This window comes from Cetobacterium sp. (assembly GCF_051658645.1).
Lineage (GTDB): Bacteria > Fusobacteriota > Fusobacteriia > Fusobacteriales > Fusobacteriaceae > Cetobacterium_A.
Genome location: NZ_JBOFMZ010000064.1, coordinates 106,786 through 120,365, shown reverse-complemented (window position 1 = coordinate 120,365; position 13,580 = coordinate 106,786). Strand labels below are relative to the sequence as shown.

Here is a 13,580-nt window from a genome sequence, read left to right as displayed (position 1 = left end):
ACAAGAGAGTTAATTAAAATATTTAAAGAAACAGAGATCGACTTAAGTAATGTTGAAGAAGAAGAATTTGACAATCCATTAGGAGAATATTCTGGAGCTGGTATTATATTTGGTAGAACAGGTGGAGTTATTGAAGCTGCAACTAGAACAACTATTGAAATGATTACAGGTGAAAGAATAGACAATATCGAGTTTGAAGCTTTAAGAGGATGGGATGGTTTTAGAAGTTGTGATTTAACTATTGGTCATATTGAACTTCGTATTGGTATCGCTCATGGACTTGAAGAAGCTAAAAAAATGCTTGATAAAATAAGAGCTGGAGAAGAATTTTATCATGCTATTGAAATTATGGCATGTAAAGGTGGATGTGTTGGTGGTGGCGGTCAACCAAAAGCTATTAAAAAACAAGAAGTTCTTGAAAAAAGAGCTGAAGGATTAAATAGTATAGATAAAAACTCTGAAATAAGAAGATCTCATGAAAACAAAGCAGTTTTAGCTATATACGATAAATATTTAGATTATCCGTTAAGCAGAAAAGCTCACGAGCTTTTACATACTAAATATTTCCCAAAACTTAAGTCACATAAATAATAGTTAGAGATCCTTTAGATGGAGGTTTTATGAAAAAAACATTTTTATATTTTATTATTTTAAACTCTATAATTGGTTTTTCTCTTTTTTCAGAAGAAAATCGTTCTAAAGTAGATTTGGATATATCACTTCGAAAATCTGTAGTTGAAAATATAATCAATAAACAGCTTCCAAACCTTATTGAGGATTCTGGATCAGGAAGTGAAATTTTTAATGGTCATAAAAATGGCATCCTAGGAACTGGACTCAGTTTATTAGGTGCTATTGATAAAAAATTCTCTCAATCTTCAGAGTCCTTTATTTGGACCTACAAGATAAATCGTTCACCTATACTATTCAGTGCCAAGGGGCAAGAGGTTGAAGCTATTACAGACATATCTGGGCTCTTTAAAGCTAGTTGGAGTCGTAACAAAGATGGAACAGAGATGATTCTAAATGGTAATGCTGGAATTAAAAGCACTGTTAGTATATCACCAGATTGGAAATTAGAAACTAATAGCTCGCCTTTTTTGAATATTTCAAATAAAAGTATTCCTTTAAACTTAGATGTTTATGGATTGAAACTTAAAACTGATATCAATATTGGTGATAGTTTAGAAAAAAGTATATCTTCAAAGCTGAAAAAAGCTACAAAAGAGTTAGATGAAAAAATTGGAGCTTTTGATTTAAAGTCAATTGTAGAAAAAAATTGGATAAAATTAAAAGATCCTATTCTAATAAATCAAGATTATAACTTATGGTTAACTGTAGATCCAAAATCCGCTAGATATTCTGATATGGTAAGCTCGACTGATGATTTAAGTATCAAAGTTGGTGCTGATGTGGATTTGAATATGTTTTTTGGAGACAAACCTGAAACTCTTCAATTGAAAAATTTACCTGAAATGAATTTTGGATTTGTAGATGATAATTTCAATATTGTTCTTCCTATTTTAGCTGATTATAGTAATTTAAACAATATAATCAATAGCAATTTAAAAGATAAAGATATTAAAATTACTTCAGCTATCACATCTAATATATCTGATGTAAATTTAAGTTCTGAAAATAAAACGTTTTTTATTAAAGGAGATTTCAAGTTATCTATTTTTAGTTTATTAAATCCTAAAGGTACTATCACTGCACATTTAAAACCTACTTTTGATAAAGCAACCCATACTTTAAATGTTGATAATTTTGATTATGTTCTTCAAAGTGATAGTTTTGTACTTAATCTATTAAATAAATTATTTGAAAATAAAGTAAAAGATATTATTCAAAAGAAATATCTTAATTTTAATTCAGCTAAAGAAGTTGGCGTTCTTAAAATTATTCTTGAAGAAAAAGTAAAAAATATTGAACTTGATAAAAATGTTTACTTAAAATCAAGTATTGATAATTTAACTATTGATAATTTAAATATAAACGATGAATTTTTATCACTTACATTTAGAGTAATTGGAAAATCTACTATTGAAATAGTTCAAAACTAAAAAAGAGAGCCTAGCTCTCTTTTTTAGTTTAATGCTGCTGATATTTCATCAATCATTTTTTGAGTTGTATTTATTCCACCTGCTGCTGTATACCAAATCTCAGCATCCAAGAAAATTATTTTTTTATTTTTAGCTGCTTTTGTTGCTTTTACAATATCATTGTCGAATACTTTGTTAGCTGACACATCTCCACCAACAACAGCACTTCTATCTACTACAAATATATAATCAGGATTTTTTTCTAAAATATATTCAAAATTTATCTTACTACCATGTGTTGAAGCTGTTATTGATTCTAGATTTTTAAAACCTAAATAATCATATATAATACTAAATCTTGATTTTAATCCATAAGCAGATAACTTTCCATTATTTGAAAGAACAACTAAAGCATTCAATCCATTTTTTTCAACTTTCTCTTTAATAACCGTTAAATTATTTTCTATAGTTAATAAATTGTTTTTTAAAGTTTCACCTTTAGTAAAAATTTTACTTATAATTTCTATATTATTTTGAAGAACTTTAATATAATCCTCTCCAGTTGTTGTTAATCCAACTGTTGGAGCTATTTTAGAAAGTTGCTCATAGAACGGCTCTTGTCTACCTGAAACTATTATTAAATCTGGTTTTATTGAATATATTTTTTCTAAATTAGGCTCTTTTAAGCCACCTACATTTATATATTTTTCATCTTTATAATTTGATAAGAATTTAGGCATTCCCTCTTTTGGAAGACCTATTATTTCTATGCCTGCTGTATTTAGCATCTCTGCTATTCCATAATCAAATACAATAACTCTTTTGGAATTTTTCACAACCTCTGTAGTTCCCATAATATGATTTATTACTACCTTTTCACCATCTGAAACACTTTCATCTGTTGATGTTAAATAAATAAATCCTCCTATACAAACCACTAAAATAAAACTTAACAACCCTAATATTTTTTTCATTTTCCCTCCTAGAAATAAACACATATATTTTTTTTGTTTATTTGTTCAATATGAAATGGCATTTCATATAGTTTTTCCAATTTTTCTTTTACTACAACATTTTGAGTTTTATCCATATACTTTAACTTTCCATTTTTCATAGCTAATATATAATCTGAATAAACAGATGTAAAATTAATATCGTGCATTACTATCACTATTGTTTTATTCAAATCTTTTACAAGCTGCTGTAAGATCTTCATCATTGCAACTGAACTTTTCATATCTAAGTTATTTAAAGGTTCATCAAGTAAGATATATTTTGTATTTTGAGCAATTGTCATAGCTATATATGCTCTTTGTTTTTGTCCACCACTTAATTCATCTAAATACTTATCTCGAAATTCATTTAAATTCATATATTGTATAGCTTCTTCTATAACTTTTTTATCTTCAGAATTTAATCTTCCAGCACTATGTGGAAACCTTCCAAATGATATTAACTCATAAACTGTCAATCTCACATTTGTTGTGTTTTCTTGTTTTAAAGTAGCCATAGTTTTAGATAGTTCAGCTTTATCCCAGTCTTCAATTCTTTTCCCGTCTATTATAATTTCACCAGATTCAGAAGGTGTTAAACGACTTATCATATTTAATAGCGTACTTTTACCCGCTCCGTTTGGTCCTATTATACAAGTTATCTTACCTTCAACTATTTCTGTACTCAAATCATTAACAACATATTTCGATCTATACTTTTTACTTATATTTTTTATCTCTATCATGCAACTCTCCTTTCTTTTAATAAAATCCATAATAAATATATTCCACCAACAAAATTTATTACAGTTCCAACTGGAAAACTATTATTAAATATTTTTTCTATAATAAGTTGTCCTACTATTAAAAATAATACGCTCATAAATATAGAACTTACAATAAGGTATTTGTGTTCATAAGTTTTTAAAATTTCTCGAGATATATTTACTGTTAAAAGTCCTAAAAATACAATTGGTCCTATTGTTGCTGTTGAAATAGAAACTAATATACCTACTATTGTTAGATTTTTTTTCAATAATTTTTTATAATCCAATCCTAAATTTATAGATTGACTATAACCCAAACTTAAAACATCTAACCGTCTTGAATCTTTTCTTAATGAGAATAATACTCCTCCAACTATTAAGTATGATATTGCTAATAAATTACCATTAATTTTACTATAACTTGCAAACAAACTGCTTTGTAAAATTAAAAATTCATCTGGATCCATAATCATTTGAATCCCACCTGATAAACTATCTAAAAATGTTCCTAAAATCATTCCTATTAAAATCATATACAATAATTTACCTTTACTTTTTCCTGTAAAAAATTTTTGGAGAAAAAGACTAACTAAAACCATTAAGATTATTGTTATAAAAAACTTTGGAATTGGTAAAGTTAAACTAGGTATTGATTTTTTAAATATAAAAATTGTCATTGTTTGTAAAAAAACATACATTGAGTCTAAACCCATCACACTTGGAGTTAATATTTTACTATCTGTAACTGTTTGAAATATCAAGGTTGATACTGCAACACAGATTCCACTTAAAATCATTCCTAATATTTTTATTGTTCTTGTTGAAATTAAATATTTTAAGTTCATTTTATTTACACCAATAAAAAGGAATAATGCTATTCCTAGAAGTACAGCTACTAAAAGGCCTAATAGGATGTTTTCAATCCTTTTATGTTTACTCTTCAAAACTTAGCCTCCTTATAATCATAATTAAAAATATTCCGCTTCCTATAACCCCTGTAATCATACCAATTGGGATTTCATGTGGATATATTACTACTCTTCCTAAAATATCACATAACAGTAAAAATGAACTTCCTAAACATCCTGTTAAATATAGATTTTTTGAAAGATTATCTCCAAAAAACATCGAAACTATATTTGGAATAATTAATCCTAAAAACGGTATCCCTCCAACTGTTATCATAACTAACGAAGAAATTAAAGAAACTAATACTAAGCCTATATTTACAACTGATTTATAATTTATTCCTAAGTTAACAGAAAATTCCTCTCCCATTCCAGATATTGTAAATCTTTTTGAATAGAAAAATGCTGTCAAAATAAGTGGAACAGTTACATAGAGCAATTCATAATTTCCTTTTAAAACTCCTGAAAAATCTCCAAACATCCAACTGTTTACACTTTGAATATAATCTCCTTTATATGCGAAAAACATAGTTAAAGAGCTTAATACTCCACTTATCATCATTCCAATTAATGGTACTAAGGCATTATCTTTTACTTTTATCTTTCTAACTATTCCCAAAAATAAAAAAGTTCCTGCTATTGAAAACAATGTTGCTATCAACATTTTAAACATCATTGTTGATTTTGGAAAAAATAGTAATGCTACTAGAATCCCTAACTTTGAAGAATCAGCAGTTCCTGCAGTTGTTGGAGATACAAACTTATTCATAGTCAATTGCTGCATAATAAGCCCGCAAATACTCATTCCAAATCCAGCAGCTATGATACTTATTGTTCTTGGAACTCTGCTTAGGAATATTATATTGTTACTATTACTTCCCTCAATAAATATATCAGATAAATTAACACTTGCTACCCCTAAAAAAATAGAGATGATTCCCAAAAAAATTATAATCATTGTTATTGCTATATTTTTCATCCAACCCCCACAAACTTAAATATTTTGTATTACAAATTAAATTATATCAAAATATTCAGCTTTGTCAACATTAAATTTAGGAGTGAAAAAAAATGACTGCTTATAGCAATCATTTTTCTAAAGCATATTTCCTATTTTTAAAATCTAAATACATTACTATAACTAAAATTGCTAAAGCTCCTCCAGAAGTATCTATTAAAACATCTTTAACTGCTGGTCCTCTATTTGGAATAAAACTTTGGTGAAACTCGTCACTAATTGCATATAGCATAGTTAACCCTATTGATTTTACTGCACTTTCAAAAGTTAGCTCTTTAAATGCTAAAAAATAATTCGCTCCCAATATAAAATATATTGTAAAATGAGCTAACTTTCTAACGTCTAAATTAAAGATATCCAATAAATCTTTTAGATACTGTAACATAAAATTTGATTGTTTTAAAGATTCTTCTCCATTTTGGTGTGAAAACCAAAATATTGTCAACATCACTAATACTGATGAAATTTTAAAGATTGATTCTCTTTTTATCATAATCCTACTCTTTTCATTTTATTTTATAAACTTTGCTGCATTTTCTCCTGCTATACGACCAAATATTACTGCGGCACTATAAGCAGCACTACTATTTGTTACTTCTCCAGCTGCAAATAAGCCTGAAACAACATCTCCAGTGTTATTTATAACCTCTGTTTTTTCATTTACAACCACTCCACCCCTAGTCATATGAACAGCTGACTCAACTTCTACTCCATAGAATGGTCCTATTGTTTTAAACTCTCTTTTAAAAGGTTTTTCTCTAAAAGTATCTGTTGATTCTCCACGTACTGCTTTATTGAAAGAATCTCTTGTAAGCACTAAGTTTTCAGCTGATATTTCTAATTTTTTTGCTAACTCTTCTAAAGTATCCGCTTTAATATGATATCCTTTTGCAAGATGCTTTTGTAAACGATAACTACTTTGGAATAGATTTTCATCATAGATATAAAATGCTTTTCCTTCAGGTTGAGCTAATATTTTTTGAGCAGCTTCAAATCTTTTATCTTTTGAGATATTTTCATTCAAGAATCTCTCTCCATTTGAATTTACAAGCATAAATCCATCTCCACCACCAGTTAAATCTCTTGTTGTTTTAACTATAAATGGAAAGAGGTTTAACTCTTCTAAATTTGCTAATTTAATATCATTATTTTCAAATACAGGTATAAAATCTCCTGTTGCTCCTAATTGATTTGAAGTTTGTAACTTCTCTGTTCCTGGAGAATACTTTGCCAATAACTCTTTATTAGCAGAAAATCCACCTGTTGCTATTATAACGGCTTTTGCTTTTATATCATAAAAGTTATTTTTATTTTGAACTTTTATTCCTTTTATTACTTTGTTTTCAACAATAAAGTCTATTCCTTTTGTACCTGTTCTAACATCAATTCCTAAACTTTTTACTTTAGCTTCCATTCCATCTTGAACTTCTTCTCCAGCATAAGCGTTACTTTCAGCCATATGCCCTCTTTTTCCATAATAATGATTTAATTCAATTCCCATAGACCTAAGCCAAGAATCCAACTTAAATGCACCTTCTGCTTGAACTCGTGTTCTTTCTCGTGTATCCATTTTATTCGCATTGTCAGCTATTAGCTTTTCTACTGAATCCTCTACTCCTGCATTTTTTTGAGCTGATGAATTAATCAAATCGTAGAAATTCATATCATACTTACCATTTCCACTCAATATATCTAATTTTTCTATTAAGATTATATTGTTTAATCCTCCTTCTTTCGCTGATATTGCTGCTGCTAAACCTGCAGGTCCTCCACCAACTATTATCAAGTCTGTTTTTACTTCATCTAAATATGCTATCTGTTTTTCTGGTGCTTTTGTTTTGATCGTTATTCTACCAAAATCTTTTCCACCATCTTTTAAAGCTGAAGCTACTGCTCTTTTAATTCCTAAAGATGTGTATGTCGCTCCTGATACACTATCTACGATTGGAGATTGTTCTTTTAAAATTCTAGCTTTTAGAATTGGAAAAGTTCTTGAGATAATATGAGATGTTTCATTATCTGAAACCAGTTCTATATTTTCTATTTTTTCTCCACTTGTTACAACATTTACTTTCAATTCACCTGAAAATCCATTTCCTTTTCCTATTACAGATTTTTTTTCTGTTCCACAACCTAAAAATATTAACCCCACTAAAACAACTGCTAACTTATACCTATCTACGTTCATTTTTTCCCCTTTTTGTTTTAATATCTGTATAAAATAATATCATGATTTTCTATTTTTATCAATATTTAAGTATTTTCTAAACATGAATTATTTCTTTGTGATACAATAAACGAAACAAATATCTAAATTAGGAGATGATATCTTATGAAAATATTAGCTTTTGCTGTAAGAGATGATGAAAAATTAGCTTTTGAGAAATTTAAAAACGAATTAAATCTAAATATTGATTTAGAAAAACAAAGTTTAAACTATGATACTGTACATTTAGCAGAAGGCTACGATGCTGTTACTTTTTTAGGAAATTGCGATGTGGATTCTAGAGTTTTAAAAGTTCTAGCTTTATTCAAAATCAAATTTATTGCAAGTCGAAGCACTGGATATAATAATATTGATTTAAACTCAGCAAAGAAATTAAATATAAAAGTAAGCAATTCTACTTACTCTCCGTATTCTGTTGCTGAATTTACAGTTATGATGGCATTTAATCTACTTCGTAAAATTCCTGAAACATTTTCTAACGTATCAGAATATAACTTTTCTTTAAAGAGCCTTATTGGAAAAGAGATTCGTAATTCTACGATTGGAATAGTTGGAGCAGGAAAAATCGGGAAAATTGTAGCTCAACATTTTAAAGCTTTAGGTGCAACTGTACATGTTTATGATCTTTACCAAACTGATGAAACTCTTCACTATGTTTCTTTAAATGAAATTTTTGAAAAAAGTGATATTATATCATTACATTCACCTTTAACTCTAGAAAATAGACACCTTATTAACGAATCAACTTTAAAAAAAATGAAAGATGGTGTTATCATTATAAATACTGCTCGTGGAGAATTGATTGATACATCTGTTCTTTTAAAGTTTTTAAATAATGGAAAGATTGGAGCTCTCGCTTTAGATACAATTGAAGGTGAAGTTGGAATTTTACATAGAGATTGTAGTCACTCAAACTTTAATCATGATATCCTTAAAGAATTAATCTCTCACAAAAATGTTTCTATAACATCTCACCAAGCTTTTTATACTGAAGAAGCTGTATCTGATATGGTAGAATCAGCTTTAACTAATTTAGATAGTTTCTATAAAACTGGAGATGCTAATAATAATTTAATTTAAGAAAAAAAGTGCAGTTCATATTTTTTGAACTACACTTTTTTCATTTCTATAATGTTACTGCAATCTCTTTTACTTTCATTCCAAATTCATTTGTAGCTTCAATTACTTTTTTATAATCTACTGTTTTTATCTTTTTATTCTCTACAATTATTCTTCCATTTACTATTACAAATTCAACATTACTTGCATTAGCTGAGTAAACTAATGCTGAATATGGATCAAAAATCGGATTCATATTTATAGATCTTGTTTCAACTATTGTTATATCTGCTAATTTTCCAATTTCTAAACTTCCTAACTCTTTTTCTCTATGAATAGCTCTTGCTCCACCTATCGTTGCCATCTCAACAGCTTTTTTAGGAGGTAATGCAGATCTATCTTTTGTATCTAATTTATGTAATTTAGCTACATATCCCATTTGTCCAATTATATCTAAAGTATTTCCACTCATAGGACCATCAGTTCCCAATCCAACTCTTAATCCCATATCATGCATTTTTAAAGCTGGTGAAATACCTTTTGCTGATTTTATATTTGCAACCATATTATGTGCTATTCCAACATCTCTTTTTTTCATTAACTCTATATCACTATCTGTTACAAATATGTTATGAGCTGCAATTAATCTCTCATTCAAAAGACCTAATGAATCTAAATACTGAACAGGAGTCATTTTAAACTCTTTTTTTATTTTATTGAATTCAAACTCTGTTTCTGCTACGTGCATTGAAACAGGTACATTATACTTTTCTGAAAGCTCTTTTATTTTTAATAACTCTTCTCTAGTAACTGTATGTGGACCATGAGGTCCAAAACCAGGAGTTATCAATTCATCATTTTTATATTTTTCTACAAAAGCAATTGCTCTTGCTAAACTTTCACCTTTTTCTTTTCCATCTGCTGTTGGATATTTAATTATATTCTGCGTCATAATTCCTCTTAATCCAACTTCTTTTACTGCAACAGCAGCACTCTCTTCAAACAGATACATATCAACCATAGTTGTAACTCCACCTAAAGCCATTTCAACCGCTCCATGCTTTGCACCTATATAAGCCATCTCAGGGCTTACCATTCTATTTTCTAAAGGAAAAATATACCTGTTAAGTCTATCTGGTACATCATCTGCAAGAGATCTAAATACAGTCATTGATGCATGTGTATGAGTATTTATCATACCTGGCATAACAATTCCATTCTGTGCATCTATTACTTTTTTTGCGTTATATTTTTTTAATAAATCTTTACTTCCTATTGAAATTATTTTATTATTTTTTATAACAATAACTCCATCTTTTAAAACCTCTCTTTGTTCATTCATTGTTAATATAGTTCCATTTATTATTATTATATTTGCCAATTCTTTTTTTTGAACTAAAGAACTACATCCAACAATAAATAAGCTACCTATTACTAGTGCCCCGTTTAAATAATTTTTCACTTAATCCTCCCGCTTTAATAATTTTTCAAAAAAGCAATAAAATTATTGCTTTTTTGAATAACCTTTTATAATTTCAATTATCTGATAAGTTAACAATAAAAGATCTCCAAACAAAAACAATACAAATGTCATACTTTCAGAGTTATTTAAGCCAATCTGACTTAATTGAAATATTACAAATAAAATCATTATTACATTTAAAAAGAAAAGAGTTCTTTTTCTTTTATTTTGTAGAAAACTGTTATTTTTCATAAAACCATCCTTTTATTGAATTATAATTTAAACTACATTTAATTATAAAGTCTTTAATAGAAAAAGTCAATTTTACTCTAGATTTTTTTAATATTATAGTGTATTCATTTGTTGACTAAATCAAAAAAATAGTTTATTATTAAACATATGGTTCGAAATAAATCGATTAAAAGAGAAATGTGTGAAAAGCATATGCGGTCCCGCCACTGTAAAGACGATGAAACTAGAAATGCCACTGATATTTTATTGGGAAGGCCTAGAAGTAAAATGAATTTGAGCCAGGAGAACTGCCATATATATATTTTATTATTCTGCGTGGACAGAGGAGGAAACATGAAAAAATATTTTGGTTTTATCTTTTTATTATTTACTTTATTTACGGTGCCTACTTATAGTATGCATATTGCTGAAGGTTATCTACCTTTCAAATGGAGTATATTTTGGTCAGTACTCTATTTACCATTTTTTTTCTATGGTCTAAAGAAATTAAAATCTTCTGCAAAAAACTTAGAAAAAAAACAGATTATTGCTTTAGTCGGTGCTTTTATTTTTGTTATTTCAGCAATTAAACTGCCTTCTGTAACTGGTAGTTCATCTCATGCTACTGGAATTGCATTAGGAGCTATTTTATTAGGTCCTGCTGAAATATTTGTTATAGGTGCCATTGTTTTATTCTTCCAAGCTACTTTTTTAGCTCATGGTGGTTATACAACTCTTGGAGCAAATGCAATTTCTATGGCTGTTGTTGGTGCTGTTGTTGCTTATTTCATTTATAACTTCTTCAAAAACAGAGGTAAAGAAAAAATTGGAATATTCTTAGCGGCTTTTATTGGAAATTTAGCTACATACAGTTGTACAGCTTTACAGCTTACTCTTTCTCATGGAGAAGTAAATTTTGTAGAAAGTTTAATTAAGTTTATGTCACTATTTGCAGTTACTCAAATTCCTCTTGGAGTTGTAGAAGGAATAATAAGTGTTATACTTGTTTCAATTTTACAAAAAGAAGAGTTTATAAAAAGTGATGAGGTGATTAAAAATGTGTAAAAAAAATATTTTTTGGCTTGTTTTAGTTGTTATACTTATAGTTTTTATTCCACTATTTATTATAGGTGGTGATTTCGCTGGTTCTGATGCTCAAGCTGAAGATTTAATAATGTCAATAAATCCAACATATAAACCGTGGTTTGAAAATATTTTTCCACCTTTAGGTGGCGAGATGGAAACTTTCTTATTTTCTCTTCAAGCAGCAATAGGTGCTGGAATCGTTGGTTATATTATAGGAAATATAAAAGGAAAAAGATATGCAAAAAATATTAAATAATCCTATTAAAAAAGCTAGTTTTTGTTTTTTAAACATTGTCTTAATAGGAATAAATAACAATCTTTTATCGCATGCTTTCATATTTTTATGGACTTTTATCTTATTGATATTGAAAGATGTATCGTCAAAGAAAAAAATAACATTTTTTTTACCTGCATTAGTCTTTGTTGTTCCAACATTATTTGTTCAAAGTATTTTTTTCGAATCAGGAAAACTTATTTTTAAAATAGATTATGATACTGCTGTAAGAGTTTTTACAACTCTTACAGCAGTATCTTTATTTGCTTTAGATATAAAGATAAAAGAGTTATACTATATCTTCAGAACAATAAAAATACCAGAGTTTTTATGTGAAATAATTATATATATGTTTAAATTTTTAACTATAATGTTAAAAAACTATAAAGAAGTGAAATTAGCTTTGATAAATAGAGGTGCTTTTAACTCATTTAAAAAATCATTTCGAGATACAGGATACCTATTTAATGGAATGTTTAAAAAAGTTTACTCGGATATGGAAAATTTTAATACAGCTCTTTATTGTAGAAATTACCAAAACACTTTTAAAATGTACGAGATAAATTACTCTTTAAAAATAATCGATTATTTTCTAGGTAGCTCGTACTTAATATTATTTACACTAATTTTAAAGGAGCTAGAAAGATGTTTCAATTAAAAAATGTTGAATTTTGGTATGATAAAAATACACCAATTTTAAAAAGTATAAATTTAAATATAAAAGAAAAAGAGATATCTATAATCATGGGCGAAAATGGTTCTGGAAAATCAACGCTTCTTATGTTATTAAAAGGAATAAATAAAGTTTCTAAAGGTGATTTCTTATTTAAAAATGAATTTATTCGTTATAATAAAAATGAAAAAAGAAATTTAATAAAAAATGTAGGCTATATTTTTCAAGATCCAGATATTCAATTAATTGGACCTGATGTAGAAAGTGATATTGAATTTGGACCTCTGAATTTAAATTGGAATAATGAAAAAGTAAAATCTCAGTCCCAAAAAGCTATGGAGATGTGTGACATTTTACACTTAAAAACTAAAATTCCACAGATGCTTAGTTACGGAGAAAAACGAAGGGTTGCAATAGCTGGAGTTTTAGCAATGGACCCCGAAGCAATTATTCTTGATGAGCCTACAACATGGTTAGATCCTTATCAGCAAAAAAAATTGAAAGAGATGCTTATATATTTAAAATCTATTGGAAAAACAATAGTTTTAAGCACACATGATATAAATTTTGCAAAAGAATTAAACGGTAGTTATATTTTCATAAAAAATGGAGCAATCACAAGAACTGGTGATGTTGATCTATTCAAAGATGGCGATTTATTAGATTCTTGTAGATTAAGATAGTTTTTTTAAGGTACTTCAACTCTATTTATTAACAACAAATTTATATCAGTTTATTAAGTGAATGTATAAAAAAAGTTGACTTAGCTTTCAAAAAGTAGTATTATTTTATGTTAAATCAAAGTTCTATAAAGGACATTTTTGAAATAAATAAAATTAAG

The 13,580-nt window shown here is 27.8% G+C and carries 15 protein-coding genes and 1 riboswitch; of the genes, 7 read left to right on the top strand and 8 right to left on the bottom strand.

The genetic code is table 11. From position 1 onward, the window contains the following. Positions 1–591, top strand: a 591-nt coding sequence (locus tag ACRCZX_RS08230) for a [Fe-Fe] hydrogenase large subunit C-terminal domain-containing protein (protein WP_438582445.1), incomplete at its 5' end; no start/stop codon positions are given. 29 nt (positions 592–620) lie between these two features. Continuing rightward, positions 621–2,063, top strand: coding sequence for a DUF4403 family protein (locus ACRCZX_RS08225; RefSeq protein ID WP_438582444.1), 1,443 nt, complete (start codon positions 621–623; stop codon positions 2,061–2,063). A 23-nt stretch (positions 2,064–2,086) separates the two neighbouring features. Here ACRCZX_RS08225 and ACRCZX_RS08220 read toward each other — a convergent pair whose 3' ends face one another. From ACRCZX_RS08220 to ACRCZX_RS08195, 6 genes are all read right to left on the bottom strand, one after another. Further along, on the bottom strand, positions 2,087–3,016 hold the full coding sequence (locus ACRCZX_RS08220) for a siderophore ABC transporter substrate-binding protein (RefSeq protein ID WP_438582443.1): 930 nt from the start codon (positions 3,014–3,016) through the stop codon (positions 2,087–2,089). A gap of 8 nt (positions 3,017–3,024) precedes the next feature. Then, positions 3,025–3,780, bottom strand: coding sequence for an iron ABC transporter ATP-binding protein (locus ACRCZX_RS08215; RefSeq protein ID WP_438582442.1), 756 nt, complete (start codon positions 3,778–3,780; stop codon positions 3,025–3,027). Continuing rightward, a complete protein-coding gene (locus ACRCZX_RS08210) occupies positions 3,777–4,745 on the bottom strand; it encodes an iron chelate uptake ABC transporter family permease subunit (protein WP_438582441.1) in 969 nt (322 codons plus the stop codon). Before ACRCZX_RS08210 ends, ACRCZX_RS08215 begins: the two co-directional genes overlap by 4 nt. Next, on the bottom strand, positions 4,735–5,688 hold the full coding sequence (locus ACRCZX_RS08205; RefSeq protein WP_438582440.1) for an ABC transporter permease: 954 nt from the start codon (positions 5,686–5,688) through the stop codon (positions 4,735–4,737). Before ACRCZX_RS08205 ends, ACRCZX_RS08210 begins: the two co-directional genes overlap by 11 nt. 109 nt (positions 5,689–5,797) lie before the next feature. Beyond that, a complete protein-coding gene (locus ACRCZX_RS08200; RefSeq protein WP_438582439.1) occupies positions 5,798–6,220 on the bottom strand; it encodes a VanZ family protein in 423 nt (140 codons plus the stop codon). Between the two features lie 18 nt (positions 6,221–6,238). Then, positions 6,239–7,915, bottom strand: coding sequence for an FAD-binding protein (locus tag ACRCZX_RS08195; RefSeq protein WP_438582438.1), 1,677 nt, complete (start codon positions 7,913–7,915; stop codon positions 6,239–6,241). Positions 7,916–8,059: 144 nt separating this feature from the next. Between ACRCZX_RS08195 and ACRCZX_RS08190 the strand changes: the two genes are divergently transcribed. Beyond that, complete coding sequence (locus tag ACRCZX_RS08190) at positions 8,060–9,034, top strand: NAD(P)-dependent oxidoreductase (RefSeq protein WP_438582437.1); 975 nt, start codon at positions 8,060–8,062, stop codon at positions 9,032–9,034. A gap of 46 nt (positions 9,035–9,080) precedes the next feature. Here the strand turns inward: ACRCZX_RS08190 and ACRCZX_RS08185 are convergent, their stop codons facing one another. Then, positions 9,081–10,475, bottom strand: coding sequence for an amidohydrolase (locus tag ACRCZX_RS08185; protein WP_438582436.1), 1,395 nt, complete (start codon positions 10,473–10,475; stop codon positions 9,081–9,083). 42 nt (positions 10,476–10,517) lie between these two features. Continuing rightward, entirely contained in the window at positions 10,518–10,727 is a 210-nt protein-coding gene (locus tag ACRCZX_RS08180; protein WP_438582435.1) for a hypothetical protein, read from the bottom strand. 131 nt (positions 10,728–10,858) lie between these two features. Then, a riboswitch (cobalamin riboswitch) is annotated at positions 10,859–11,036 on the top strand. A gap of 24 nt (positions 11,037–11,060) precedes the next feature. On the opposite strand from ACRCZX_RS08180, the gene ACRCZX_RS08175 reads away from it, so the two are divergent. Genes ACRCZX_RS08175 through ACRCZX_RS08160 form a run of 4 tightly spaced genes read left to right on the top strand, consistent with a single transcriptional unit; the run spans position 11,061 to position 13,422 of the window. Further along, positions 11,061–11,771 carry an energy-coupling factor ABC transporter permease gene (locus ACRCZX_RS08175; protein ID WP_438582434.1) on the top strand — a complete coding sequence of 237 codons (711 nt, stop codon included), beginning with the start codon at positions 11,061–11,063 and terminating at the stop codon, positions 11,769–11,771. After that, positions 11,764–12,048, top strand: a complete 285-nt coding sequence (locus tag ACRCZX_RS08170) for an energy-coupling factor ABC transporter substrate-binding protein (RefSeq protein ID WP_438582433.1) — start codon at positions 11,764–11,766, stop codon at positions 12,046–12,048. The genes ACRCZX_RS08175 and ACRCZX_RS08170 overlap by 8 nt, the downstream gene beginning before the upstream one ends. Further along, on the top strand, positions 12,029–12,724 hold the full coding sequence (locus tag ACRCZX_RS08165) for an energy-coupling factor transporter transmembrane component T family protein (RefSeq protein ID WP_438582432.1): 696 nt from the start codon (positions 12,029–12,031) through the stop codon (positions 12,722–12,724). Before ACRCZX_RS08170 ends, ACRCZX_RS08165 begins: the two co-directional genes overlap by 20 nt. Further along, positions 12,712–13,422 (top strand): energy-coupling factor ABC transporter ATP-binding protein, encoded by a 711-nt coding sequence (locus tag ACRCZX_RS08160; protein ID WP_438582431.1) that lies wholly within the window; start codon positions 12,712–12,714, stop codon positions 13,420–13,422. Before ACRCZX_RS08165 ends, ACRCZX_RS08160 begins: the two co-directional genes overlap by 13 nt. The last annotated feature ends 158 nt before the right edge of the window (positions 13,423–13,580 follow it).